This is a genomic window from Pseudothermotoga hypogea DSM 11164 = NBRC 106472 (assembly GCF_000816145.1).
GTDB lineage: Bacteria > Thermotogota > Thermotogae > Thermotogales > DSM-5069 > Pseudothermotoga_A > Pseudothermotoga_A hypogea.
The window spans coordinates 2,065,643-2,091,241 of sequence record NZ_CP007141.1 but is presented as its reverse complement, the minus strand read 5'-3'; the positions used below and the strand labels follow the sequence as shown (position 1 = coordinate 2,091,241).

General features: G+C 49.6%; 26 protein-coding genes. 25 read left to right on the top strand and 1 reads right to left on the bottom strand.

Annotation, left to right across the window (positions count from 1 at the left end; all coding sequences use genetic code 11):
* The first annotated feature begins 26 nt into the window (after window positions 1–26).
* The 24 genes from AJ81_RS10280 (at window position 27) to jag (ending at window position 23,737) form a co-directional block, all read left to right on the top strand.
* Window positions 27–713 (top strand): DUF554 domain-containing protein, encoded by a 687-nt coding sequence (locus AJ81_RS10280; RefSeq protein ID WP_038059555.1) that lies wholly within the window; start codon window positions 27–29, stop codon window positions 711–713.
* An 11-nt stretch (window positions 714–724) separates the two neighbouring features.
* The gene (locus tag AJ81_RS10275; protein WP_031502752.1) at window positions 725–3,811 is read left to right on the top strand and encodes an O-antigen ligase family protein; all 3,087 of its coding nucleotides are present in this window, start codon (window positions 725–727) and stop codon (window positions 3,809–3,811) included.
* Window positions 3,808–4,338: an ATP-dependent protease subunit HslV gene (gene hslV, locus AJ81_RS10270; RefSeq protein WP_031502751.1), complete on the top strand. Its 531-nt coding sequence runs from the start codon at window positions 3,808–3,810 to the stop codon at window positions 4,336–4,338. The genes AJ81_RS10275 and hslV overlap by 4 nt, the downstream gene beginning before the upstream one ends.
* A gap of 14 nt (window positions 4,339–4,352) precedes the next feature.
* Complete coding sequence (gene hslU / locus AJ81_RS10265) at window positions 4,353–5,741, top strand: ATP-dependent protease ATPase subunit HslU (protein WP_031502749.1); 1,389 nt, start codon at window positions 4,353–4,355, stop codon at window positions 5,739–5,741.
* 10 nt (window positions 5,742–5,751) lie between these two features.
* A complete protein-coding gene (locus AJ81_RS10260; RefSeq protein WP_031502747.1) occupies window positions 5,752–6,999 on the top strand; it encodes a carbohydrate ABC transporter permease in 1,248 nt (415 codons plus the stop codon).
* A gap of 10 nt (window positions 7,000–7,009) precedes the next feature.
* On the top strand, window positions 7,010–9,244 hold the full coding sequence (locus AJ81_RS10255) for a carbohydrate ABC transporter permease (RefSeq protein WP_031502745.1): 2,235 nt from the start codon (window positions 7,010–7,012) through the stop codon (window positions 9,242–9,244).
* Window positions 9,245–9,254: 10 nt separating this feature from the next.
* On the top strand, window positions 9,255–9,470 hold the full coding sequence (locus tag AJ81_RS10250) for a hypothetical protein (protein WP_031502743.1): 216 nt from the start codon (window positions 9,255–9,257) through the stop codon (window positions 9,468–9,470).
* Window positions 9,467–10,237 (top strand): class I SAM-dependent methyltransferase, encoded by a 771-nt coding sequence (locus tag AJ81_RS10245; RefSeq protein ID WP_031502741.1) that lies wholly within the window; start codon window positions 9,467–9,469, stop codon window positions 10,235–10,237. Before AJ81_RS10250 ends, AJ81_RS10245 begins: the two co-directional genes overlap by 4 nt.
* Window positions 10,234–11,142 (top strand): tRNA (adenosine(37)-N6)-dimethylallyltransferase MiaA, encoded by a 909-nt coding sequence (gene miaA, locus AJ81_RS10240; protein ID WP_031502739.1) that lies wholly within the window; start codon window positions 10,234–10,236, stop codon window positions 11,140–11,142. The genes AJ81_RS10245 and miaA overlap by 4 nt, the downstream gene beginning before the upstream one ends.
* Before the next feature lie 21 nt (window positions 11,143–11,163).
* A complete protein-coding gene (gene hfq, locus AJ81_RS10235; RefSeq protein ID WP_031502737.1) occupies window positions 11,164–11,442 on the top strand; it encodes an RNA chaperone Hfq in 279 nt (92 codons plus the stop codon).
* Window positions 11,443–11,467: 25 nt separating this feature from the next.
* Entirely contained in the window at window positions 11,468–12,697 is a 1,230-nt protein-coding gene (gene hflX / locus AJ81_RS10230) for a GTPase HflX (protein WP_051369031.1), read from the top strand.
* Entirely contained in the window at window positions 12,685–13,659 is a 975-nt protein-coding gene (locus AJ81_RS10225) for a M23 family metallopeptidase (RefSeq protein ID WP_031502734.1), read from the top strand. The genes hflX and AJ81_RS10225 overlap by 13 nt, the downstream gene beginning before the upstream one ends.
* A 5-nt stretch (window positions 13,660–13,664) precedes the next feature.
* Window positions 13,665–13,997: a hypothetical protein gene (locus tag AJ81_RS10220; protein ID WP_031502732.1), complete on the top strand. Its 333-nt coding sequence runs from the start codon at window positions 13,665–13,667 to the stop codon at window positions 13,995–13,997.
* Window positions 13,994–15,184, top strand: a complete 1,191-nt coding sequence (gene metK, locus AJ81_RS10215; protein ID WP_031502730.1) for a methionine adenosyltransferase — start codon at window positions 13,994–13,996, stop codon at window positions 15,182–15,184. The genes AJ81_RS10220 and metK overlap by 4 nt, the downstream gene beginning before the upstream one ends.
* An 11-nt stretch (window positions 15,185–15,195) precedes the next feature.
* A complete protein-coding gene (gene rpsT / locus AJ81_RS10210) occupies window positions 15,196–15,486 on the top strand; it encodes a 30S ribosomal protein S20 (RefSeq protein ID WP_096325194.1) in 291 nt (96 codons plus the stop codon).
* Between the two features lie 103 nt (window positions 15,487–15,589).
* Window positions 15,590–16,153: a CPBP family intramembrane glutamic endopeptidase gene (locus AJ81_RS10205; RefSeq protein ID WP_031502727.1), complete on the top strand. Its 564-nt coding sequence runs from the start codon at window positions 15,590–15,592 to the stop codon at window positions 16,151–16,153.
* A gap of 21 nt (window positions 16,154–16,174) precedes the next feature.
* Window positions 16,175–18,628, top strand: coding sequence for an ATP-dependent Clp protease ATP-binding subunit (locus tag AJ81_RS10200; RefSeq protein WP_031502725.1), 2,454 nt, complete (start codon window positions 16,175–16,177; stop codon window positions 18,626–18,628).
* Entirely contained in the window at window positions 18,625–19,956 is a 1,332-nt protein-coding gene (gene radA / locus AJ81_RS10195) for a DNA repair protein RadA (protein WP_031502723.1), read from the top strand. Before AJ81_RS10200 ends, radA begins: the two co-directional genes overlap by 4 nt.
* Window positions 19,943–21,016 (top strand): DNA integrity scanning diadenylate cyclase DisA, encoded by a 1,074-nt coding sequence (gene disA / locus AJ81_RS10190; protein ID WP_031502721.1) that lies wholly within the window; start codon window positions 19,943–19,945, stop codon window positions 21,014–21,016. Before radA ends, disA begins: the two co-directional genes overlap by 14 nt.
* 18 nt (window positions 21,017–21,034) lie before the next feature.
* Window positions 21,035–21,169, top strand: coding sequence for a 50S ribosomal protein L34 (gene rpmH, locus AJ81_RS10185; RefSeq protein WP_031502719.1), 135 nt, complete (start codon window positions 21,035–21,037; stop codon window positions 21,167–21,169).
* Window positions 21,151–21,522 carry a ribonuclease P protein component gene (gene rnpA / locus AJ81_RS10180; RefSeq protein ID WP_031502717.1) on the top strand — a complete coding sequence of 124 codons (372 nt, stop codon included), beginning with the start codon at window positions 21,151–21,153 and terminating at the stop codon, window positions 21,520–21,522. Before rpmH ends, rnpA begins: the two co-directional genes overlap by 19 nt.
* Window positions 21,519–21,758, top strand: a complete 240-nt coding sequence (gene yidD / locus AJ81_RS10175) for a membrane protein insertion efficiency factor YidD (RefSeq protein ID WP_031502716.1) — start codon at window positions 21,519–21,521, stop codon at window positions 21,756–21,758. Before rnpA ends, yidD begins: the two co-directional genes overlap by 4 nt.
* On the top strand, window positions 21,749–23,086 hold the full coding sequence (gene yidC, locus AJ81_RS10170; RefSeq protein ID WP_407636284.1) for a membrane protein insertase YidC: 1,338 nt from the start codon (window positions 21,749–21,751) through the stop codon (window positions 23,084–23,086). Before yidD ends, yidC begins: the two co-directional genes overlap by 10 nt.
* Window positions 23,087–23,092: 6 nt before the next feature.
* On the top strand, window positions 23,093–23,737 hold the full coding sequence (gene jag, locus AJ81_RS10165) for an RNA-binding cell elongation regulator Jag/EloR (RefSeq protein WP_031502713.1): 645 nt from the start codon (window positions 23,093–23,095) through the stop codon (window positions 23,735–23,737).
* On the opposite strand, the gene AJ81_RS10160 is transcribed toward jag, so the two are convergent.
* Window positions 23,734–24,330: a hypothetical protein gene (locus tag AJ81_RS10160; RefSeq protein WP_231845429.1), complete on the bottom strand. Its 597-nt coding sequence runs from the start codon at window positions 24,328–24,330 to the stop codon at window positions 23,734–23,736. The genes jag and AJ81_RS10160 overlap by 4 nt on opposite strands.
* Before the next feature lie 125 nt (window positions 24,331–24,455).
* On the opposite strand from AJ81_RS10160, the gene AJ81_RS10155 reads away from it, so the two are divergent.
* The gene (locus tag AJ81_RS10155; RefSeq protein WP_031502709.1) at window positions 24,456–25,580 is read left to right on the top strand and encodes an ABC transporter substrate-binding protein; all 1,125 of its coding nucleotides are present in this window, start codon (window positions 24,456–24,458) and stop codon (window positions 25,578–25,580) included.
* The last annotated feature ends 19 nt before the right edge of the window (window positions 25,581–25,599 follow it).

Sequence of the window (25,599 nt, the reverse complement as noted above, 5' to 3'; positions counted from 1 at the left end):
AAAGGTATAATAAACCTCGAGAGGAGGTGCTTCAAATACATCCTTCGGTCTTGATCAATTCCGCGTGCGTGCTCGCTGGTTCTTTGCTGGGCATGGCTCTTGGCAAAGCGATTTCCGAAAGGTTCAAGAAGGTCCTCTTCCAGGCAGTGGGTTTGACCACGGTTGGTGTTGGGATCAAGATGACTCTCGACACTTCGAACTTCATAATCGTTCTGCTCGCTCTCGCACTCGGTGCAATCCTTGGTGAAACACTCGACATAGAAGAGAAACTGTCGAGGGTTGGTAAGTTCTCGAAGGATTCGACCAGGTTCGCGAAGGGTTTCGTGGCAGCGACCACGCTGTTCCTCGTCGGTCCCATGACGATCGTTGGTTCTGTGAGAGCTGGCCTGCTGAACGATGGTACATTGATCTATGTGAAATCTGTACTGGATTTCATTTCCTCGATCGTTCTGGCCTCACTCTACGGCGTCGGCGTGCTTCTCACGAGTGTCGTCGTTCTGCTCGTTCAGGGTGGTATGGTATTGTTGGCATCGCAACTTTCGTTCCTGACGCAGCAGACTTACCTCGCAAACTTCACGGGCGCCGGGGGTCTCATCGTTCTTGCGATCGGATTGAGGTTGCTCGAGGTCAGGGACATCAAGGTGGGTAACTTGCTACCCGCTTTGGTTTTGTCCCCCATAATAGATTACTTAGTGCTGATTTTCAAAGGGTGAGGAGGAAGCGCATGAAGAAATTGGAAGAAGCGATGCTGCATGTCAGCATAATCGTGATCGCACTTTTGGCGAACAGGAAAATCACTTACGAGTTCAGCGTGCCCAAATACGCGTTCATCACTCTTTTCGCACTGTTGATAGTGATATTGCTCTTGATAGAATGGTCCAAGAGAAACAAGTTCGAACTGAGCTTGCATCTATCCTTTGCGAACCTGCTTTGGTTCATCTTCGCTGCGTGCGCTCTGCTCTCCACGCTGTATGTGTTTCAGAACAACCGTTTTTACTTCAGATACTCCATCGACATAGCCCTCTACACTCTCCTCACGGCATTCATGGCGCTTTATTTTTCGAACAGAACACGCTCGAGGGACGTCATAACGAGACTTTTACTGACATTCCTCGCATCTGGCATGGTTGTGGCGATAGATAGTTTGCTCAATTTCTACACCGGAACCAGTATTTTCTTCGGAAACGTCGGTGCACCTTTCGACAGGGTCACGATAAGATCGAGCGTTGGGAACGTCATCTTCGTGACGAATTATCTTGGAATGCTGTTACCCGTCAGCCTCTATTTCATCATTTCGAACAATTACGGTTGGAAGAACGCGAAGAAGAAAGAGTATGTGATGGTCAAGATCTTTTCTCTGGTTTACTTCCTTTTGGCGTTGATCGTGATCGCCATAGGCCAAACCAGGTCAGAATACATAGCGCTCGCGATCATGATCTTTCTCTTCGTTTTCTTTTATCTCATCTATCGTAGGAACAAAGAGAGAGAAGAGGCGCCGTTCGGAGAACAGTTAAAACGCTTCAACAGAATCATCTTTGTTCTCCTTGTGATCCTGTCGATAGCGGTGCTTGTCGTTTACAACACGGACAATCCGCTGACGAGGTATGGAACAGTTTCACTCCTTGGAAGGTTCGCCCCCCAAGTTTTCGCTTCGAACGCGGAAGAAAGGCTCTTAGCGTGGCTTTCTGCCGTTGAACAGTGGAAAAAAAGCAAGTGGATAGGTACAGGTATAGGTACCTACCAAATTCTCGCCATCGAAGAGCTGGCGAAAGTGATGGAGAAACATCCTCGATTCCTTTACGTATGGAACAACTTCAAACGCACGCACAACGATTATTTCCAGGTGCTGGGTGAAATGGGTGTACTCGGTTTTGTCACGTTGTTGGTTTTGGCCGTCTTGCTCGGTGTGTACGCCCTGAACCGTTTCAAGAAGTTGAAGAGCTTTGAGGACTTTCTCTTGTTCTTGGCCATGAGTGTGGGCTTTGTAGGGTTCATGGTTCAAAGCTTTTTCAGCTTTCCAGGCCATCTTTTGCCGAACTCGTTGCTTGCGATCTTCTACGCTGCGGTTGCGACAGGAGTTCATTTCAATCCCATTGAAAACGGGTTTCTGTCATGGAGAATCAACCTGCGTGGTTTCAAGCTCGCCGTGGCGTTGGTCTTAGCTTTGTTCACAGTGTTGTCGACGACCTATCTTAAGTGGAACTACTTCGTTTCTGAAGTCTACTTCAAGAGTGGGAACAGCTCGTACAGCTTCCTCGCCAATCTGGAAGGTGAGAAGAACAGATTGGAGCAACTTGAAAAAACGCTCTTGACGAGGTTGGAGGAGCTCGAGAACCTGTCTGGCCCGTTCGTCAACTTGAGGCCTGAGAACTTCAAGATCGAGAACCTCGATCCTGTAGAGGTAGAAAAGAGGAGAATAAATCAAATCGTTTCGATGAGAACCAGCATCACGAACGACCTTGAAAAGGTGAGAAACGGCTTGAAGGAGATACAGCGACTGCAGCAACAGCATTCGAAACTGGCCATGGAGAACCTCTTGAAATCCGTCAAGCTGAACCACACGTACGGAAAATCACATTTCTATCTTGCTTCTCTGGCGCTGAGGGGGGAAAGGATCAGTGGGCTTACGAATGCTCTGAAGGATGGAAAAACGTCGGTTCTGACTCAGAACTACGATGATTACCAAAGTGTCATCGCACCTCAGTTCAAGACCTCAGATCTGCTCTTCTTGATGGATTTGAGGAGGTCCAATCCCAATTCGATCGATGAGAGCACCATAGCGTATCTTCAGGCGATGATCGATTCCTGCGCGCTGTTCAAAACATCGTTGCTGAGTTTCAACGAGCGAAACACCTACAAGGCTCTCGCCGCGAGGTACGCAACGCTCGCGGGTGCTATCAAACAGTTGAGACGCCAGTTGGACTATCTCCAAGAAAATGAAACTGGTAAAGCGGTACTGCAGAAGCTCGAAGGGCTCTACGAAAAGTATCGAGACGAGTTCATATACTGGGCGAAGGGCACAGTGTATCGTTTGCCAGACTCTTGGAACAGATATCCCGAATGGAAAAATCCCGATACGCTGAGGGCGATTCAGGGTGAAGACATCTACAGGGTGTTGGCAGTACAGTTGGCGAGCTTCGAATCTTTGACGAACGATAAAGCCATAGAATTTCTGCAGTACCTGGCTCGTAAAGAGATTTGGGCGTGCGAAGCCGTTGCTTCTAAGGGGGTCTGGGGCGTTCCAGATGGCGCTGCATTGATCTATCTCGTCGCAGTCCAGTTTTTGAGAGCACACGATCCTGTTCGTGCAAATGAACTTCTACAAACAATGCGTGAAGATTACAAACCGAGTTTCGAGCGAATAGCGAGCGAACTACAGAGATTGGATCTCAAGAAAACCATAGACGAGTACCTCCAGAACGTGTCGAAGGCGATCGAACGGATACTATCGAAGGAGAACGTACCGAGCGTGAGGATAAAGAGCGTGCAATCGATCGTCGAGGGACTTTCAGATCAAATCGAGTCGCAGTTCAAATCCGCAGACTGGAAAATGGCGATAAACAATGAACTGACGGCGATTCAAGGCGGTGATGTGAACAAGGCTCACAGCCTGGTGTCGAGTCTTACGAGCGCGATGATCAACGAAGTGCAGAGATTGCTATCAAACGTGATCAAAGATCAGAACAAGCTCAACCAGGCAGTTCAGGAGATAAAGGTTGTGGTGAACAACGTGCCCATGGCACTGAAACTTTGGGAAAGGTATTCCAGATTCGTAGCATTTTACAACGTTCTCGAGGAGGTGAGCCAATGAGTTGGAGATCTACAACTATACTCGTTGTTTCGAGAAACGGTAAAACCGTCATGGCGGGAGATGGTCAGGTAACCTATGGCAACACGGTACTCAAACATGGCGCCAGGAAGATCAGGAAAATCGCTGATGGTCAAGTCTTAGCGGGTTTCGCAGGTTCGGTCGCAGATGCCATGGCCCTGTTCGATCGTTTCGAGGCGAAACTCAGAGAGTGGGGAAACAATCTGTTGAAAGCCGCGGTGGAACTGGCGAAGGATTGGAGGACGGACAGGATCTTGAGAAGGTTGGAAGCTCTCTTACTCGTTGCAGACAGGAACAACGTGCTCATAATATCTGGTACGGGAGAAGTCGTTCAGCCCGACGACAACGTGGCGGCCATCGGCTCTGGTGCGCCGTATGCGCTGGCCGCTGCGAGGGCTCTAATGCGAAACACCGACCTCGACGCAAGAGCGATAGCGGAGAAATCTTTGCAGATCGCGAGTGAGATATGCATATACACAAACAGCAACATCACGATCGAGGAACTTTAAAGGAGTGAGGCGAGATGACGAACTTCGATGAACTGACCCCGAAACAAATAGTGGCGGAGCTCGACAAGTACATAGTTGGCCAGCATCAAGCAAAACGTGCCGTTGCGATAGCCATAAGAAACCGCATAAGACGGCAGAAGTTACCAGAGAAGTGGCAAAAAGAAGTGCTTCCCAAGAACATCCTCATGATAGGTCCCACGGGCGTTGGAAAAACGGAGATTGCAAGAAGACTCGCGCAACTCTCTGGTTCTCCCTTTCTCAAAGTGGAAGCAACCAGGTTCACGGAGATAGGATACGTGGGAAAGAACGTTGAATCGATGATAAGAGATCTGGTCGAAATAAGTGTGAACATGGTCAAGAAGGAAATGATGGAACAAGTCAGAGAGAAGGCTGAAGCGATGGTGGAAGAGAGAATCTTAGATGCTCTGGTGCCAGAAAGCAGGAAACCTCAGCCTCTCGGATTGATGGGACTTTTTGGCATGCAGCAGCAACCACAGCAGAGTGTCGAGGAAAGAAGGTTGATCAGACAGAAACGGGAAGAAATGAGGCAGAAACTGAGAAGTGGGGAACTGGAAAACGAAATGATCGAGATCGAGATCGAGAAAGAAGCCACACCTTTCATGGGAATCGTTGGATCCGGAGAGCTGGAAGATCTCGGTATCGATCTGAGCAACATGCTCGGTAGTCTGCTGCCGAAGACGAAGCAGAAAAAAAGGCTCACCGTTGCCGAAGCGCGTAAAGTTCTTTTGCCCATCGAAGCTGAGAAGCTTTTAGACCTGGACAAGGTCGTTCAAGAGGCGCTCGATAGGGCTCAGAACAGAGGTATAATCTTTATAGACGAACTCGACAAGATAGCGGTCAAATCTTCAGGCAGTGGACCGGACGTTTCAAGACAGGGTGTTCAGAGAGACCTTCTGCCCATCGTCGAGGGTACAACGATCATGACGAAGTACGGGCCCGTTAGGACGGATTACATACTCTTCATAGGTTCCGGTGCGTTCCACATGAGCAGGCCATCGGATTTGATGCCGGAGCTTCAAGGTCGATTCCCCATTCGAGTTGAACTTTCACCACTGAGCCAGAAAGATTTTGTGAGGATACTCACCGAACCAGAGAACGCAATTACCAAACAGTACCAGGCCCTGCTGGCAGTTGAGGGTATCGAACTGATTTTCACACAGGACGGGGTAGAAGAGATAGCCAGGATTGCGTATGACCTCAACCAGAGACTCGAGAACATCGGAGCGCGAAGGCTGTACACAGTCGTGGAGAAAGTGCTCGAAGACATCGCCTTCGAGGCTCCCGATGTTTCTGAAAAGAGCATCGTCGTCGACGCGAAATACGTGAAGGAAAAGATCGGGGCCATAGCTGCGGACGAGGACCTGAGCTCTTACATCTTGTGAGGCGATCTCTGTGAAGAGAAGGGTCCGCGAGGCGTTGCTGGCCTATCTGTTCTTGGTGCCATCGTTCTTGATTTTGGGCACGTTCGTGTTCTGGCCCGTTGCCTTTTCGTTCGTTCTCAGCTTCTTCAGATGGGATTTCAGGAACATGAGAAATCCTGTTTTTGCAGGATTCGAGAATTACAGGGAAATATTCAGGTTCTTTCCACCGATGGACCACAGCTTCGCGGAGGCTCTTCTTTGGACGTGCTTTTTGATCTTCGTTTCGATGTTTATCGTCGTTGCGTTGTATGGCGCCGTCAGAAAAAGTAAAGTGGCGTGGTTTCTTCTGGTCGTATCGATTCTTCTCTACGTTTTCAATGAGTCGATCTTTCGAACCTTCGTCCTTGGTCTTTGCCTGTTGCTTTTCATCTTTACAGTTTTGAGGACCAAACAATATCTTTCCAGGCACATTCCGGGTTTGATTGCGGGTGTCATGGGTTCGGTAACGCTCATGCTCGCGTTCGACACACGTTTTTACACCGTCATCGATTTCTTGTTAGAGGGTAGGGACAGAAATCTCTTCGTGAAGGCAATGTTCAACACGTTTTACTACGTAGTGCTCACCGTTCCTATCACGATTGGCCTGGCGCTCGGGATCGCGTTGATGCTGAACTCGAACATCAAACTCAGAGCTTTCTTTAGAACCGCATATTTCGTACCCTTCGTGACCTCCGTTGTGGCCATATCGCTCGTGTGGAGATGGATCTTCGACGACGCGTACGGTTTGCTGAACTACTTTCTTTCGTTCTTCAACGTTCAGAAGATCGCGTGGTTGAAGGACGAACGGTGGACGATTCCCACCATCGCCATCGTGTCCATCTGGAGAACCGTTGGCTACAATGCGGTGATCTTTCTTGCAGGTCTTCAGAGCATCGATCGTTCTTACTACGAGGCTGCGGAAGTTGATGGAGCCAGCGTTGGCCAGAAGTTTCTCTACATAACTTGGCCTCTGCTCAGTCCCACCACCTTTTTCTTGCTGATTGTGTCTCTGATAAACGCGTTCAAAGTCTTCACAGAAATCTATGTGTTGTACAGTGGCTTACCCGGGCCATACAACAACAGTGGCCTGACCATGGTCTATTACGTCTTCGACAGATTTTACGTTCAGCAGCGAATGGGCATAGCGTGCGCGGCTGCATACGTATTGTTCGCAATAATTCTTCTTTTCACACTGATCCAGTTCAAGGTCGGCAGGAGCGTTGTGGAGTACGTGTCATGAGGTGGAGAAAATGAGACGTCCGTTGAGTAGTTTTCTGATTTACACCTTGCTCTCGATAGGTGCTGTGGTGATGCTCATGCCGTTTGCGTGGATGGTCTCCACGTCTTTCAAAACGCGGAGCGAGGTGGAACGCTGGCCTCCGATCTGGACGAGCAAGAATTTTTCCAGAACGTGGCATTTGAAAACCAACGTGTCACGAGGTTCCATCGGTGGTCTGGATTGGAAGGGTTTGACGCTGAGAGAAGCGCTCGTGCTCGTTCAGAGTGAGACGGAAAAGAATGTCTTACGAATTCAGATAGACGATGATCCCGTGTACAGGGGTACGATGACGATTTCTTTCCCAACAGATGCGGGGTTCCTTCGTGGCAAACTGGAGAGTAGCGTGTTCGAAGAGTTTTCCAGCGCTCTGGTGAAAAACACAAAACAGAAAGAAGTGTTGCAAATTCTCGACGAGAGCTCCGACGCAGAAACTTTCTTCAGCAGATTCTTCGCTCTGTATTTGCACGGAAAAGATGCGTATCTCGATCGGAGAAACTACGTCGAGCTGGTCGAAAAAACAGCGAATTCTTCCATCGAACAGATCGAGATTCTATCACGCTATGTGTCGAGGATACCCGAAGATAACAGGAGCGAATTTTCTAAGTTCATGGAATCGGTTAAGAAAGCCTGCGCAGACGTCGTTGGATCTGTGACGATCTTCAAGAAGGGAAAGACAGCGATTCTGGATCTAACGGAAATGGATAGTATCCGTCGTGAACTGAACGTTTGGATGGAGAAGCTCGACACCGTCAACCTGAGTGAACCATTAAGGAACAATCCCGTGATCCGGCTCTACGAACAGAGAGTCTTGGAAACGGTTCGAACCGTGCTGGATCGACTCGAGACTTATCTGTTCGTGCATGATTTCTTCCAGTCGGTTCAGAAAGAACGTGTTGGCTCAGTCGTTGTGAAGTTCAGATTCATGGATGAACGAGAAAAGAAAGACGAATTTTTGTTGTCTCTAAACCAGATCGATGTGCCAGAAGAACTGAAAGCGATCGTTGAGCAGGAGCTGAACAGATCTCTGGATGGGCTTGCAGAAAGAGTGGAAAAGAGAATCGACGAAAAACTGTACTCCGAGTTTCTCACTTTCGGAATTGAGAGCATTAGAGTCTACGTTCAGCAAATGAAACAGTTGGGTTCACAGCTGTTGAACCTTTTGAATTCGAAATCTTTGAGTCTTCAAGCTTTCGAGGATGCTGAAAGCTTGAAACAGTGGTTGCGATCACAAGACAGCATGGCTGCAGCTTTAGTGCTGGGTAGGATGGAGCAGTTGACTCAGAATGTGGAAGAAAACGAATTCTTCGAAGCTTTGAAGAAAGTGTGCAGTGAGATAGACACGATAGGCAAGCTCAGATCGCTCCAATCAAGGGTTCAAAGCCTGATGAAGATCGTCCAGGCTCCCGATTTCGTCAACGAGGCGAGATTGAAACAGAACCAGACGATAGAACTCGTGCTGCGAGACGTTGATCCGGTTTATCTCGAGGATGAGCGTTACGATGTGCGGGTGGATTACACGTTCGGAGAAATCCTTGGCAATGTCTTTCACAATTACGTTGCCGCTTGGCGGAGCGCACCGTTTGGTATCTACTACATCAACACCGTGTTCGTCTCGACCGTGACCACAGTCGTTGAGATTATCCTCTGTGCCATGGCAGCGTATGCGTTCGCTTTGATGAGTTTTCCGGGTAAAGGATTGATCTTCAGCTTGTTTTTGAGTACGATGATGATACCTGGAGAAGTTCTGCTTGTTCCAAACTTCATAACGATTTCGAGGCTCGGTTGGATTGATACCTACTATGCGCTCATAATACCGTGGATCGTGAGTGTCTTTGCGATCTTTTTGCTCAGACAGCATTTTCTGACGCTTCCCAGAGAACTGCAGGACGCTGCCAAGATAGACGGCTGTTCCCACTGGAGGTTCCTCTGGACAGTGGTCGTTCCTTTGTCGAAACCCGCGATCGTGACATCCGCACTCTTGAAGTTCGTTGGAAGCTGGAACGCGTTCTTGTGGGTGCTCATCGTGACCAACAAGGACAAGTTCAGAACGCTGCCTGTTGGCCTTCAAACCTTCAGCACGGACGTCGGCACGGTGTACAACATGCTCATGGCCGCTGCCACCTTCTCGATCCTGCCGATAATCGTGCTGTTTCTTTTCACGCAGCGGTACTTCGTTCAGGGTATCGCAAGGACGGGTTTGAAGTGAGGTGTTTCTGGTGAGACCGACCAAGGGGCGAGAAAAAGGCTTCCTGCGTCATGTGGTAGTCGTTTCATTCCTCGTGATCGCTTTTCTCTGGCTCGCAACTTACCTTCACTTCGTTGTCGAGTCGAGACGAAACGTTGAGTTCAAGATCAAAGACAGAGAGCTTTCTCAACAGATCGAGGAACTGACAGAGCAGATAAACAGGATAAAGGGGAGCAAAGCGCAATGATCTTCGTTACGACTTCTCATAAGCCGACGAAAGAGCAGGCGCTGAAAGCCAAGCAACTCGCACAGGAATTGAACTTACCGTACATACCGCGAAGAAGCTTTCGCGATCTATTGGAGGTTGTTGGGAACGATTACTGCTACGTTGTCGAATCGGACAGGATCGTTGTTAAGTACCGAGAAGGATCGCTGTTCTTTCACCCATCCACTGCCAAAGTGAGAATGAGGAACGTCAGGAAGGGACTCAAAGATCACCTGATTGAGTGTCTGCAACTTAAAGGAAACGAGTGGATTCTGGACACAACTTTTGGTCTCGGCGCCGAAGCCATACTCATGGCCGGTTTCCTGAAAGACGGCAAAGTCGTTGGCTTGGAAGCTTCTACGCCCATATACATCGTCGTGAGGGAGGGCCTGAAGAATTACAGAGACAAGGAAGACTGGGTGAACGACGCGATGAGAAGAATAGAAATTTTGAACATCGACTACAGAAAGTATTTTGCCAATTGCTCGGACGATTCTTTCGACATCGTTTACTGCGATCCAATGTTCGAGAATCCCGTTTACGAATCTTCCTCAATGAACCCGTTGAGACCTTTCGCCGTCTATGATACTGTGACAGATGAAGATATCGAAGAGATGTTGCGTGTCGCACGTAAAAGAGTGGTTCTGAAAGCACACGCCTTCGATTCGTTGTTCGACAGGATAAGAGTCGATCGAATAACTGGCAGCAGGAAAAGCCAGGTCCTGTATGGAGTGATCGAAAAGAAATGATCGTAGTCACCGGTCCAACCGGTGTCGGTAAGACAAACATTGCGATCGAACTGGCATTGCGCTTGAACGCAGAGATAGTCTCGGTTGACTCGAGACAAATCTATAGGTTCATGGACATAGGAACAGCCAAGCCAACATTGGAGCAGAGACGACTCGTACCTCATCACCTGATCGACATTGTTTCTCCGGACGAATACTACAGTGTTTACAACTTCAGGAACGATGCTTTGAAAACGATCTCACAGATAAGAGCAAGAGGAAAGATACCCTTGTTAGTTGGGGGAACTGGTCTCTACATCGATGCACTGACGAGAGGTATCTTCGAAGGCGCACCTCGCAACGAGCAACTCAGGCAAGAGCTTTTGGAGAAAGAATCCAGAGAACCTGGTCGGTTGAGGAAAATGCTTGAGGGAATCGATCCTGAGGCAGCAAGCAGGATCCACGTGAACGATCTGAAACGCACGATCAGAGCACTCGAGGTTTGGTTTCAAACAGGATGCACCATATCGCAGCTTCAGAGGGCCTCCAAACCTTCTGGAAACTTCACGATAGTCGTTTTGACAAGAGATCGCAGAGAACTTTATGATAGAATTAACGAGAGAGTAGAAAGGATGATCGAAGAGGGCCTCGTCGAAGAGGTAAAATCTCTCTTGAAAATGGGATACTCGAAGGATCTGAACGCTCTCAAAACCATAGGCTATCAGGAAGTCATCGACTATCTTGAAGGGAAGGAAAGTTTCGAAAGGACTGTGGAAAAGATTAAACGCAACACGAGGCATTTTGCCAGAAGACAGATCATCTGGTTCAGAAGATATTGCGATGCGACCTGGCTGAATGCGAGTGATGAGAAGGTTCTTGAGAAACTCATGGAGATGGTGAGTGAAGATGCACAGAAAAATTCGTGATTTGGTTGGGGGGTCTGGAGGATGGCAGAGAAGTTCAATCTTCAGGACAGGTTTCTCAACACTCTACGCACCAGCAAGATCGAAGTCAAAGTTTACCTGGTGAACGGTTTTCAAACCAAAGGGATCATTCGTTCTTTCGACAGTTACACGATCTTGCTGGAGAACGAGAACCAGCAGAGTCTCATCTACAAGCACGCGATAAGCACGATAATGCCAACATCGTTCGTCAGGCTTGTGAAAACCGAACAGAAGGAAAAGGAGGAAGCATCACAGGCTCAACCAGATGGTTCGGACGAATGAAGCTGTCGGTTTAAAAAAGGTTCTGATGCTGACAATAGAAAACAGTGAGACGTCCTGTGAGGAACTGGTGAGTCTCTTGGCAAACATTGGTGCAGAAGTCGTTGAACTGATCAAACAGAAGCGCGAGTTTCCCGACTCGCGCTTTTATCTTGGACGTGGAAGAATTGAGTCCATAGCGGAGAAGATCGCCCATTTAGGTATCGACTACGTCGTGGTCGACAGTGAACTCACACCAGTTCAGGCGAAGAATCTCGAGAAGATCCTCAAAGTGCCGGTCAGGGACAGGACCCAGGTCATCTTGGACGTGTTTGCGAAGCATGCGACAACGAGGGAAGGAAAAATTCAGGTTGAGCTCGCACGACTTCAGTACGAGCTACCGAGGCTTGTTGGTGAAGGAAAAAGTCTTTCGAGACTCGGGGGAGGCGTGGGAACCAGGGGACCTGGTGAACCAAGGCTCGAAGAAAGGCGAAGACGAATACACGAGAGGATCGCTGAGTTGAGAAAGGAACTGCAGGAGCTCAGAAAGAACAGAGAGCAACAGCGAAAACTGCGTTTGGACAGTGGGCTTGCCACGGTATCGATAGTGGGCTACACGAACGCCGGGAAATCCTGTCTGCTCGCCACGCTTTCCTCAGACCGATCCATACTGGTGAGTGGAAAATTGTTCAGCACTCTCGCACCCGTTGTGAGGCGTGTTAAACTGCCAGACGGAAGAGTCGTTCTGTTCAAGGATACCGTCGGTTTCATAAGAAAAGTGCCACACTCGATCATAGAGGCTTTCAAGTCCACCTTGGAGGAGATTTCGTATTCGGACCTCATAATCTTGCTTGCCGATGTTTCGGATCCAGAAGTTGTTCAGAAAATCGAGGTTGCCGAGGATGTTCTGAGCGAGCTTCAAGCTGAGAAGATTCCGCGACTGCTGGTTTTCAACAAGATAGATTTGCTTTCTAAGGAAAGCCTCGAGCGTTTGTCCGATGCCTATCCGTCAGCAATATTCATAAGCGCCCTGAAGGGAGAAGGTATCGATCTGCTCCTCGAAGAGGTCTCCCGATTGCTGGGAAAAAGCGAGACCGAGAGGGAATTCTTTATCGATGCAAAGCGCTTGCATCTGTTAGAGAAGTACCGCGAAAAGATAACGATTAAAAGAAGTATCTTCACCGATGAGGGCGTTGTTGTTAGAATAAGAGCTCGCGAGGGTATGTTGAAAAAACTTGCCACGCTACTCGATGGAGGGATGGAAGCGTGCGAAAGCTGATCTCACTCGTGCTGATAGTCGTATCGATCATCTCTATGGCGATGTTCATGCCACCCGTTGGCGGACAACTTCTGATCACTTCGAGTTTCGGAGAGTTCCGCGGAACGGGAAACAGGGGCCCACACTTTCACATGGGGGCCGACTTTTCCACGCAGATGCGTTCAGGAGTTCCGATACTTGCAGCGGCTGATGGCTGGCTCGTTAGGGTCGAGATCGACGAAGACGATATCTACGGAAACGTTGTTGTATTACAGCACGAGAATGGTTTTCGAACCCTGTACGCACATTTGAGCGGTTTTTCAGAGAAGATCAAGAGCATCATCGACAGCGTTGTCGCTGAATTTGGGAGGAGAAGGATCGTGGTGGAATTTCCAGAGAGGAACATTTGGTTCAAAGCTCAAGAAGTGATAGGCTATTCTGGACAGACGGGCGAGGCGGCCCAGCCTCACTGTCATTTCGAGATCAGAAACATCGACGAGACCGTTTGCTACAATCCTTCTGATATGTTGAACATTCCCAAACCTGCGGACGCGAACTTCACCGTCAGAGGTTTAATGATAGACGGAGAAAGGTTGAACTATACCGAGAACGAAGTGTACAGATTCCGTGGTAGTTGGCCAAAGATCGCGATCGATGCGGTCGCGAGCGTGGGCAGGAACGTCATTGGTCTCAGATCCCTAAGACTTTATTTCAACAACGATCTGGTTTACCACATCGACTTCAGTGAAATACGTCTCGAAGAGTTCAACAACGTTTGGGCGGTGTATACCGAAAATTCTGTGGCAGATGGATACAGATACACCGCTTACTACAAACTGTATCCGGACAAGAGCAGCAATGTTGTGAAGCTGAACAGATTCCCCGAACTGGGTCAGATTCCCTCGAGAACGAACGTGACTATAGTCTGTGAAGACGTGTGGAAAAACGAGCACGAAGTGAAATTCGTTCTGGAAAGAAGGTAGAGAGCATGTGGTTCTTCAGGCGAAAGAGAGTGAAGAACCTGTCAGTTGATCCGTTCTACAGACAAGGGAACAACCTGGTGGTGTACTTCAAATGTTCGCGATGCGGAGAGTACTTCCGCAGTCATTTGCGCATGGGTTACGACTTCATAAACGATTACGACAATCCGTCCACTCCGTACAGGATTGATAAAATCTACGTTGGTTCGAAGTGTCCGAACAAGTTGCACCTCACCGCAGCCTTCAGTTCGAGCTACAAGGTCAGGACCTTCAGCCTGGAAGGTGGAGAGTTCGTGAGCAAAGAAGAATATGAGCAAAACACAAAGGAGGCGGAGAAATGAAGAGGTTGTTCACAAGCGAGAGTGTCACAGAAGGTCACCCGGACAAGCTGGCAGATCAGATATCGGATGCGATCTTGGACGCAATCTTGCAGCAGGATCCCAACGCAAGGGTTGCGGTTGAGACTCTCGTTACAACGGGTTTGGCCGTCGTGGCAGGAGAGGTCACAACCGAGGCATACGTGGACATACAGGACATCGTGAGACGCACTATTCTCGACGTCGGTTACACGAGGGCAAAGTACGGCTTCGACGGTGAAACGTGTGGAGTTCTGACTTCGATCCACAATCAATCTCCCGACATAGCTATAGGAGTAAACAAAGCACTCGAGGCGCGGGAGAAAAACCACCTTGAGGACGAATACGACAAGATTGGTGCGGGCGATCAGGGCATGATGTTCGGTTATGCGACGAACGAAACACCCGAATACATGCCCCTTCCGATAGTTCTTGCCCACAAACTTGCGATGAAACTCGCTGAGGTCAGAAAGAAAAAGATTGTACCGTTCCTCAGACCCGACGGCAAGACGCAGGTCACGATCGAGTACGATGAGAACTGGAAGCCCGTGAGGGTTGACACCGTCCTCATATCTGCACAGCATGAGCCCGACGTGACGATCAACGAGCTCAGAGAAGCTCTAATCGAGCATGTCATAAGACCAACGATACCTCAACAGTATTGGTCCGATGAAATAAAGATCCTGGTGAACCCAACCGGTAGGTTCGTGCTCGGAGGTCCGTCGGCGGACACGGGTTTAACGGGCCGAAAGATCATAGTGGACACCTACGGTGGATGGGTGCCACACGGTGGCGGGGCGTTCAGTGGGAAGGATCCTACGAAGGTCGACAGATCCGCCCACTACATGGCCCGCTACGTTGCGAAGAACGTCGTTGCCGCAGGCCTTGCGGATCGTTTCTTGATACAAGTAGCTTACGCGATAGGTAAAGCCAGGCCAGTGTCCCTCATGATAGACACCTTCGGAACGGCAAAAGTGGAAGAAGAAAAGTTGAAGAAGATCATCCTTGAAGTGTTCGATTTCCGTCCTTTGGCGATCATTGAGAAGCTGGATCTGCGCAGGCCTATCTACAGAAAAACTGCGGCTTATGGCCACTTCGGCAGGAACGATCCCGACTTCACTTGGGAGAAGCTCGATGCCGTTGACGAGCTCAAGAGATACTTCAACATGTAGGGGAGGGAAGAATTGTGGCGAAGAAGGTCAACAAGTCGGCTCTGAAACGTGTGAGGCAGTCCAGTGAAAGAAGAGAGAGGAATAGATCCTACAAGACGAGGATGAAGAACGCCATCAAGCGGGTTGTGGAAGCCGTCAAAGCCAACGAAGAAAAGGATAGGATCATGCAACTGGTCAGAGAAGCGATCTCGGCGATAGACAAGGCTGCATCCAAGGGTGCCATTCATAAGAATCAGGCCGCACGCAGGAAGTCCCGCCTCATGAACTTCGTGAACAAGAGCCTGCAGGCGGTTCAAAACTGAAAAATCGACAAAACTTAAGGTGTTTTTTCTTGTCTGTTCCAGCACCTGGAATTTCAGGTGCTGGTTTTGCTTTGATGGTAAAATTTTAATGGAGAAGTGAAACATGAGGAGCCGAACTCTGTTCCTGCTGTTCTTGCTGGTGCTGTTTTCAGGACCACTGATAGTTGGTTCGAGCGGTTCTGTATGGACCGCAGTGGCGTGGTATGCTTCGCTTTTGACCGTGACCCTGACCATCATGAAACTGGAACGTCTCGGTCCGTTGTTCGTCTACAGAAAGGGGATCGTATTGAGGAGCTTGCTGTACTTACTTCTGCTTTACGGTTTGCTCGCCGTAACGAGTTTGGTCTTTCCGCAAGAATCGAGCGCAGTTCAAAAACTGAGTTTGGATCCAGCCATGATCGTTCTGCTCGTAATCCTTGCGCCTTTGGCAGAAGAAGTGGCCTTCCGTGGCTACACGCAAGCGATCGCCAAAAGGCGTTTGGGCACAAACGGTGCGATAATCGTGACATCGTTGTTGTTCTCGTTCTTTCATCCATTTTCTGTCTTTCCCCAGATATTCGTAACATCGTTGCTACTTGGAACGATAAAGGAGGTTCACGGTTCTCTTGTACCTTGTATCATAGTGCACTGTCTAAATAATGTGGTGGCACTGGCTGTGTCTTTATAAAGAGAGAAAGGAGTGATGCGAATGTTCGATAAATTTTCAGAAAGCTCAGCAAGGTTGATCGTGGAAGCTCAGAAAGAAGCCATCGAAATGGGCCATTCCTATGTTGGAACTGAACACATTCTGCTTGCGATACTGAAGCAGGATTCTCCGCTGAGCGAGTCGCTTGGTGAGATGGGAGTCACCTACGCGCGTGCGAAAAACGAGATCATATCAATGGTCGGCATGGGCATGAGGGGCTATTCAAGCTCACCTCAGATGACGCCCAGGGCCAAGCGTGTCATCGAACTTGCATACGAGGAAGCAAAGTACCTGGGGAGCGAGAAAATACAACCCGAGCACATTCTCTTGGGGATCATAAGAGAAGGCGAGGGAATAGCCGTCCACGTGCTCAGGAAAATGGGCGTAGACCTTGGAACGCTCAGAAGGATAGTGGTCGAAAGCTCCCAGCAACGAGAGTCGGATTACGATGTTGAGAGAACGTCAGACAATCCGTCCGTCAGGCACCTGGAAGGTTTTGGCATAGACCTCACGGCTCTTGCGATGAAAAATCAGCTGGATCCAGTTATAGGCAGGGAAGAGGAAATAGAGCGTGTGATGCAGATTCTGGTGAGAAGGAAGAAGAACAACCCGGTACTCATAGGTGAGCCAGGCATCGGTAAGACTGCCATCGTTGAGGGTCTGGCGCAGCGGATCGTCGCAGGCGAAGTTCCAGAACCTCTCAAACACAAGACGATCTTTTCTCTTGACGTTGCCGCGCTCGTGGCTGGGACCAAATACAGGGGAGAATTCGAGAAGAGGATGAAGAAGTTGTTGCAGGTCGTCAGTCGAGATCCGAACATCATACTCTTCATTGACGAAATACACACGATTGTTGGAGCCGGTTCGGCCGAAGGCGCCGTGGACGCCGCGAACATTTTGAAGCCTGCGCTTGCCAGAGGTGAGATCAAGTGTATAGGTGCGACGACTCCCGACGAGTACAGGAAATACATTGAGAAGGATGCGGCACTCGAGAGGCGTTTCCAGAAGATCTACGTCAGAGAGCCGAGCGCCGAGGAGACGCTCAACATCCTCAAAGGTTTGAGACACAAGTACGAAGCACACCACAGGGTCAAGTACACCGACTCCGCACTGGAAGCGGCGGTCTATCTGTCGAAACGTTACATCACGGACCACTTCTTGCCGGACAAAGCCATCGATGTGGTGGACGAAGCCGGTGCGAGGGCGCGTTTGAAGAGCTTTGTTCTTCCACCGGAGATACAGGTTTTGAAGGCGCGTTTGGAACAGATCAAGAACGATAAGGAGCTCGCTGTGTTGAACCAGGATTACGAGAAGGCTGCGGAACTGAAAGAAGAGGAAAGAACACTTTCCGCACAGCTGAACGAAAAGTACCAAGCGTGGAGAAAAGCTGTCGAATCTTCAATAATAACCGTTGACGTTGATCAGGTTGCGGAGGTCGTGTCGAGCTGGACAGGCATACCTTTGATGAAGATAGAAGAAAGCGAAAGTGAGAAGCTGTTGAACCTCGAGAAGGCATTGCATCAGCGCATCGTGGGTCAAGACGAAGCCATAAAGGCCATCGCGAGGGCCATAAGACGCGCCCGCAGCGGTTTGAAAGATCCGAGGCGCCCCATCGGTGTGTTTCTGTTCCTTGGACCCACGGGTGTAGGTAAAACGGAGCTGACGAAGGTGCTCGCCGCACACCTCTTTGGTGACGAGAAGGCGCTGGTTAGGTTCGACATGAGCGAGTACATGGAGAGGTTCTCTGTTTCGAGGTTGATCGGGGCACCTCCAGGCTACGTTGGTTACGAGGAGGGTGGAACGCTGACCGAAAAGGTCAGACGCAGACCCTTCTCAGTCATTCTGTTCGATGAGATCGAGAAGGCACATCCGGACGTCTTTAACATCCTGCTTCAGATCATGGACGATGGTCGTCTGACCGATTCTCAGGGTAGAGAGGTGGACTTCAAGAACACGATCATCGTCATGACCAGCAACATTGGAGGTACGTTGATAAACAAGTCCAAGAGAACGCTCGGTTTCGTCTCTCAGGAAGATGCACAACGCGATTACGATGAGATGAAGACGCTCGTTCTCGAAGAAGTCAAGAAGACTTTCAGACCGGAGTTTCTGAACCGAATAGACGAAATAGTGGTCTTCCACCCGCTGTCAAAGGAGGACGTCTCGAAGATCATCGACATACTCATCTCGGACTTGAAAGACAGGTTGAAGAGCAAGGGACTCGACGTGGTCTTGGCAAAATCTGCTAAAGAGTTTTTGATAGAGAAAGGTTTCGATCCCGTGTACGGTGCAAGACCTTTGAAGCGAGCCATCCAACAGTATCTGGAAGATCCGCTCGCCGAAGAGATACTCAGAGGCAAGTTCAATCCGGGTGACGTAATCGTTTGTTCTCGCGGCAAAGACGGTCTGAAATTCACTAAGAGACGCAGGACAAAGGCAGGAGTTCTGCAGGGATGAAGAAGACCAGCCATTTTGTTTGTGAAAACTGTGGCTACGAATCGCCAAAATGGTTTGGAAAGTGTCCAAGTTGCGGTGCGTGGAACACGGCCAGGCAGGTCACAAACGTTGAAGGTGAACGGCGAAAGAACTTGGTTGAACCAGTCAGTCTGACGGCTCTCACAACAGAACCGAGGTTGAAGAGGATTCGAACCGGTTTTTTTGAACTCGACGAGGCGTTGAGTGGTGGTTTGTTACCAGGACAGGTAATTCTGCTCGGTGGGGAGCCAGGCGTCGGTAAGAGTAGCCTGGCTCTCCAGATTTCTTGTCACCTTGCGAGCACGTTCAAAGTGTTGTACGTCAGTGCCGAGGAGTCGGCGGAACAAGTTGGCTACAGGGCGGCGAGGTTTGACTGTCGCTTCAAAGACAACGTCGTTGTCCTGAGCGAGAACGATCCGCAAGGTGTGCTGAACGTCTTGGACAGCTCTTATGAGTTTTTGGTCCTGGACTCACTCCAAGCCATGTATTCAGAGCAAGTCGGTGCTTATCCTGGAAGCATCGCTCAGGTTCGTACAGCTGCTTCACTGATCACGGAACGTTGTAAACAGCTTTCGATTCCCGCATTGCTCATAGCGCATATAACAAAGAGTGGTGAGATCGCGGGTCCAAAGATGGTTGAGCATCTGGTTGACACAGTGATCTATTTCGAGGGAGAGGCGAACACAGATTACAGGGTCCTCAGGGTTGTCAAGAACAGATTCGGCCCTTCTGGTGAGATGTGCATCTTTGAGATGACCGAGCTGGGTCTGAAACAGATCGACGAATCTTTCCTGATAGATGTGGAAGAACCACCAGCGGGCAACTGTCTCAGCTGCGTGATCGAAGGTTCGAAACCACTCGTTGTGCAACTGCAGGCCCTCGTGTCGAAGACAAGATCCGTTTCGCCAAGACGCGTGAGCAACGGCTACGATTTGACCAGACTCTTGATGCTTATAGCCATTCTGGAGCGTCAGGCACGTCTTTCTCTGGAGAGTCGAGACGTTTATGTGAACGTGATGGGTGGTTTGAGAATTACCGACACGGCCGCAGATTTGGCCGTCGCCTGCGCCATCGTTTCTTCTTTGACCGAGGTTCCACTGGGTAGAACTGCGGCCCTCGGTGAGATCAGTTTGGATGGAAGGATCAGGCCTGTTCACAGGATCAAGAATCGTCTCGACGCGCTGAGCAGGATCGAGTTGGAAAAAATACTGTTGCCCGCAAGTTCAGATCTTGCCAACAATTGCCGTGCGCTGAAAGACGTGAGATCCCTGCTGGACGTTCTGGGAGTGAGGAAAGTTGATCGCGAGTGAATTGCTCAACAAGATAGCCCTGTTGTCTCCGGGTACAAAACTCAGAAAGGCTCTGGATGACATAATGGCGGCGAATCTTGGAGCCCTGATACTCTTTGTTGACGATCTCTCAAAGCACAAAAACATCATTCAGGGCGGTTTTGAAGTGAACTGCACGTTCACTCCTGAAAGGTTGTACGAGCTGTCGAAAATGGATGGAGCAATAATTGTCTCGCAAGACGTTTCCAAAATCTTGATAGCGAACGCACACCTGGTTCCTGATCCAAATATTCCGACAGGAGAAACGGGTACGCGTCACAGGACCGCAGAAAGGGTGGCGCGTCAGACGAACTGCATGGTCGTTGCGATCTCGAAACGCAGGAATGTCGTAACCGTTTATTACGGACCCCACAAGTACGTGCTCAGTGACACCAGACTGTTGATGGCAAGGGTGTCTCAAGCTCTGAACGCGATGGAGAAGTATCGCCTCAACCTCGACAAACTGTTGTCTCACATCGATTCTGTCTTTGACGCGGGTGTGTCCATCTACGATGTGGCAAGGACTATAGAGAAAGCGATAAGGATGATGAGAATATACGAAGAAATCTATCCGTTCATTGTGGAACTCGGCGAGGAAGCCAGTCTGATCTGGGCGCAGCTGGAGGAGGTTCTTTCGGACGTCGAGGAGACCACGATGCTTTTGATCATGGATTACAGTACGGCGGATGTTGATCCAGATAAGGCCGCAGAAATGATTGAGAGGCTCAAACAGGAGAGAAACTTGACAGAGATGAAGATCATCAGGGAGTTGGGCCTCGACGTTCAAACGGTCGCACAGGCCGGTGAAACTGTGGTCTATCCAAAGGGTTACAGGTTCTTGAAAGAGACGGTGAAGATTCCCCTGAACGTTTCTCAGAACCTCGTGAAGACTTTCAAGAACTTGAAGAATCTCGGTGAAGCGGATGTGGAGGAACTGAAATCCGTGGATGGAATTGGAGAAAAAAGGGCGTTGGCAATTGTGTCCAATCTTGGTATGATAAAGAGAAGGGAAAAGACTCAGATTGGAAAGAAACCGGAATAGGAGAAGGAGGAAGACGAGATGAAGAGAACTTATCAGCCGAACCGAAGAAAGAGACAAAAGACACACGGTTTTCTCGTCAGGTCCCGTACGGCCTCGGGAAGGAAAGTGCTCGCCCGCAGAAGGGCGAAAGGTAGATGGAGATTGGCAGTTTGAATCTCCATTCGTTTCCCCGCCAGGAACGGCTGAGGTTAAAACGAGATTTCGACAGGGTTTTCCGTGAGGGAGTGTCTCTGCAGAATGAGCTTTTCACCGTCGTATACGCCAAGAATGGTCTCGATTTCAACAGGATTGCGATCGTGGTTCGAAAGAAACTGGGTAAAGCCCACGACAGGAACAAGATAAAGCGATGGGTCAGGGAGAGCTACAGAACCATGAAGTTAGAGATCGCCAAAGGCTACGATATCGTTGTGATTCCACGGAAGGCCCTGTCCGAAATCCTTGATACCATTGACTATTGGACGATCAGAGATGGATTGGAAGCGTTGTTGAAGAGGATAGGTACATGAGAAGGTTCGTCATGAACTGTATAAGGTTTTACCAAAAGTACATTTCCCCGATGAAACCTCCGACATGCAGGTTCACCCCGACCTGCTCGACTTACGCTTTACAAGCCGTTGAAAGGTTTGGAGTGTTCAAAGGTCTATTGCTCGCCATCTGGCGTGTCCTCAGGTGCAACCCGTTGAACCCGGGTGGTGAGGATCCCGTACCAGAAAAATTCACACTGAGGAGGAGATCGACTTGAAGAGGTTGCTCATCATCTCGATTCTGATCGTTGCAGTGTGCTTGAGCGTGGCACAGAACGAGATCAAAGTGACGTACCTTGCCAGTGGGATCAAGATCCAAACGCGTTTTGCGGAATACGAGTTCGATCAGAACGGTAATCTTGTTAATGTCTACCTGACGGCTGAAAGAAGAGTTCACGTTTTTGAGAGAGACAACGACGGCTTTGATGTCTTGACCGAGGACGGAACGTCCTTGAACGTCGTGGCTGAGGCACAACTCTTCGGCGAACAGGTTGCTACCAACAGTTACAGAGGTGATCTGACGCTCATCTATGACTATGGAGATGTGAAAAAGACTTACGTTTTTCGCAACGTTCCGGAGTATCTCATCGAGGTTCGATTGGAGACGAAGTTCCCGGTGACGGTGAGCCTGCCGCGTGTGTGGTTTGCCGACAACGACAGAGTGATCAAGGATTACTTTTTGTCCTTCGCACCCAAAACGAGAACACTGAGTCTGGTTAAGACCAGTTCGCAGAGAATCGTGTCGAACAACGTTACCATTGATTCCAGTGCCACCTTGATCTTTCATCTGGGACCCTACAAGAGAGTATTTCTGAAAAAACTTTTCCCGGGGGACTATGAAGAGCTCGTCTCAACGCTGAAAACCATTCCCGGTTCCTCCGCGTGGTACGATCCGGTCTTCTATCCCCTCGTATGGTTTTTCTGGTGGTTGTTCAAGCTCACCAAGAATTTCGGCTGGGCGATCATTCTGTTCACGATCGTTGTGAGGTTCGCGCTGTATCCTCTTTACCACGCTCAAACGAAGTCGATGATAAAGATGCGCAAGCTACAACCGAAGATCGAGATGATACGAAAGAAGTACAAAGACCCAACGAGGCAGCAAGAAGAACTCTTGAAAGCTTACAAAGAAGAAGGTGTGAATCCGGCGAGCGGTTGTCTCATGCTCGTTGTGCAACTTCCCGTTTTCTTTCTGTTGTACGCTGTGATACGTTACTTCCAAGAGGAGTTCGCGTTCAACGGTAGGTTCTTGATATGGTCTGACCTGTCGAAGGGAGGGTTCTCAGCCAACGCGGTGTTCGTTCTGATCACGATCCTGGCGAGCTACTACAACACGCTCATCACGAGCCAGGATGCCAGATCTGCCTGGCAGGGGATCCTCATGTCCGTTGCGTTCACTTTCCTGTTCGTGGGATTGCCGAGTGGTCTGTTTTTGTACTTCACAACCAACACAGTCATTCAATTGCTCGTCACTTACTACATTTACAAACGTTACAAGATCAGAGGGATCACCACACGTGAACTTCTGGGTTTGAGACCCAAGGGGTGAGTCGAGGTGAAGAAGGTCAGGATCAGCGCGCCAACAGTTGAAGAAGCCTTACAAAAAGCGAAGGAGCGTTTTGATCTGCGTGAAGGTGAATATGAATATACGATCATAGACAAAGGGTCGAAGGGGATCTTCGGTCTGTTCTCCAAGGATGCTGAAATTGAGATCAACTTCAACAGTAACTACTTCACGCGAAAATTAGAAGAATTCCTTTTGAACGCTTTGAGCGCCGGCGGTGACGTGGTAGTGAAAGTATCTTGCTCCGGCAGGAGATTCTTGGTGGAACTCGACGGATCAGATCTTGGAAGGCTCATCGGAAAGCACGGTAAAACGCTCGCCGCGCTCCAGCACGTTGCAATGATATACCTCAACAGAATGAGCGACACGAAACTTTCTGTATCGGTGGATGCGGGCCAGTACAAGAAACGGAGAAAGAAAAACCTGGAAGCGATCGTCAAGCAAGCGATTCAACGTGCAAAACTCACGAAAGGCAAAGTGATGCTCGATCCCATGTTCGCTTTCGAGCGCAGAATGGTCCACGAGATAGTGAAACGGCACAAAAATGTAAAGAGTTACTCAGTGGGTGTCGAGCCTTACAGGAAGGTCGTAATTGAGTACAGCGCAAACGGAAAAAACGAAGAAGAAGACAACTAAGCCCTTTTCCAGGCGTCTAACGCTGCGTTCGCGGCGGCGAACAAGACGTCCCGTCCTATTTCCGCGCTGCCTATAATGCTCTTTTCTTTATCGTTGGCGAGCCTTGTTACGTGGCAAACGACAAAGTCCTTGCCGGCCAAATTGACGACTCTCACGTCGTCCACTGAGTACACGTTGCTGGAGAGCTCTTCTACGGCCTTCAGAACCGCTGAAGCTGCTATTCTGAGCCTCTGCAGGCTTGTCCTGGGCCCCTCGGCGATGCCTTCGTAGGCTTCGTCATCGTGCCTGATTATGACGGTCACCCTCAAATTCTTTCCGACCTCTTCCGCCTTCACGGACTCGATCGTGTAATCCTCCATTGGCTGGTAGTCCTGGTTCAGCTGGGCAACACTGACGATCTTTCTGTCGATCCTCAAACCCGTCGAGGCGAGTATGGCGGTCTCGACGTCTCGAACGATCTGCTTGGGATTCTTCGCAGAATCGGCGACCACGTGGATCTCTTTCAGACCATCCGTGTCCGAAACCACTCGCGCAGCTATTATCCCGGAGATCTGTGTTATTATGCTTTCCAATTTTTTTGGATCGATCGACACCATCGTCCCCCCACACTCTGCATTTTATCATACAATCTGCCAGAATCGACTTGACAAGGTTTGTCTACGTTTATGATATAATAACGGCAAACATAGCCCGCAAACTGTTCAATGGAGGTGGTGTTGTGCGTAGGTTCTTCCTGGTAGTGTTGATGGTTTCCGCCGCGCTCATGTTTGCTGCCGAGGTCACCGAAGTTAGGATCGGTGCAGGTTGGGAGATGACTGGGCCCATCGCAGGATTTGGACAAATGTCCTGGGACGGTGTGAAGTTGGCCATGAAGCTCAGACCCACGGTCAACATTGGAGGAAAAGACGTACCCGTCAAGGTGATCCTGCTCGACAATAAGGGTGACAAGGCCGAGGCTGCAAACGTCGCAAGAAGGTTGATCGACATGGAAAAGGTCGTTGCGATTCTTGGTCCCTGCACGAGCTCATGCGCCTTGGCAGCAGGTGCGATCGCAGAACAAAAGCAAGTGCCCCTGGTGACGAACACCGCGACGAATCCACTCGTCACCCAGAACAGAAGGTTCATCTTCAGGGCCTGCTTTGTCGACACGTTGCAGGGTGAACTGCTCGCGAAGTTCGCATGGGAAGAGTTCAAGTCCAGGAAGGTTGCGATCTTCGTCGACGTTGCACAGGACTACGTCGTTGGGCTTGCGAATTACTTTAAGCGCGCTTTCGCCAAGTTTGGTGGAAAATTCTTTGAAGTCTACTACAACACTGGAGATCAGGATTTCTCCGCGCAGTTGACCTATGCTCTGGCCCAAAACCCCGACACGATCTTCCTGCCTGGTTATTATGCTGAGATAGCGCTCATTTGTAAACAAGCAAGGGAACTGGGTTTCACGGGTAACTTCCTTGCCGGTGATGGTGCGGATGCGCCAGAGCTGATCCAGATTGGTGGGAAATTCGTAGAGGGTCTCTGTTACACGACTTACTTCCACCAAGATGCGGATCTTTCACCGAAGACAAAACCGTTCGTCGAGGCTTACGTGAAAGAGTACAACAGAAGACCCGACGCGTTCGGTGCCCTTGCGTTCGACGCTTACAATCTGGTTCTGGACGCGATCGAACGAGCACAGTCTCTCGATCCGGTCGCAATAAGGGACGCCTTAGCTGCGACGAAAGACTTCGCCGGTGTCGCAGGTATGATAAGCTTTCCACCCGATTCGGGTGATCCTGTCAAGCCTGCGGTGATAATTGAAATCAAAGGTGGAAAACCAGAATTGAAAACGGTTGTAAGACCGTGAGGAATGAGCCCCCTCACGG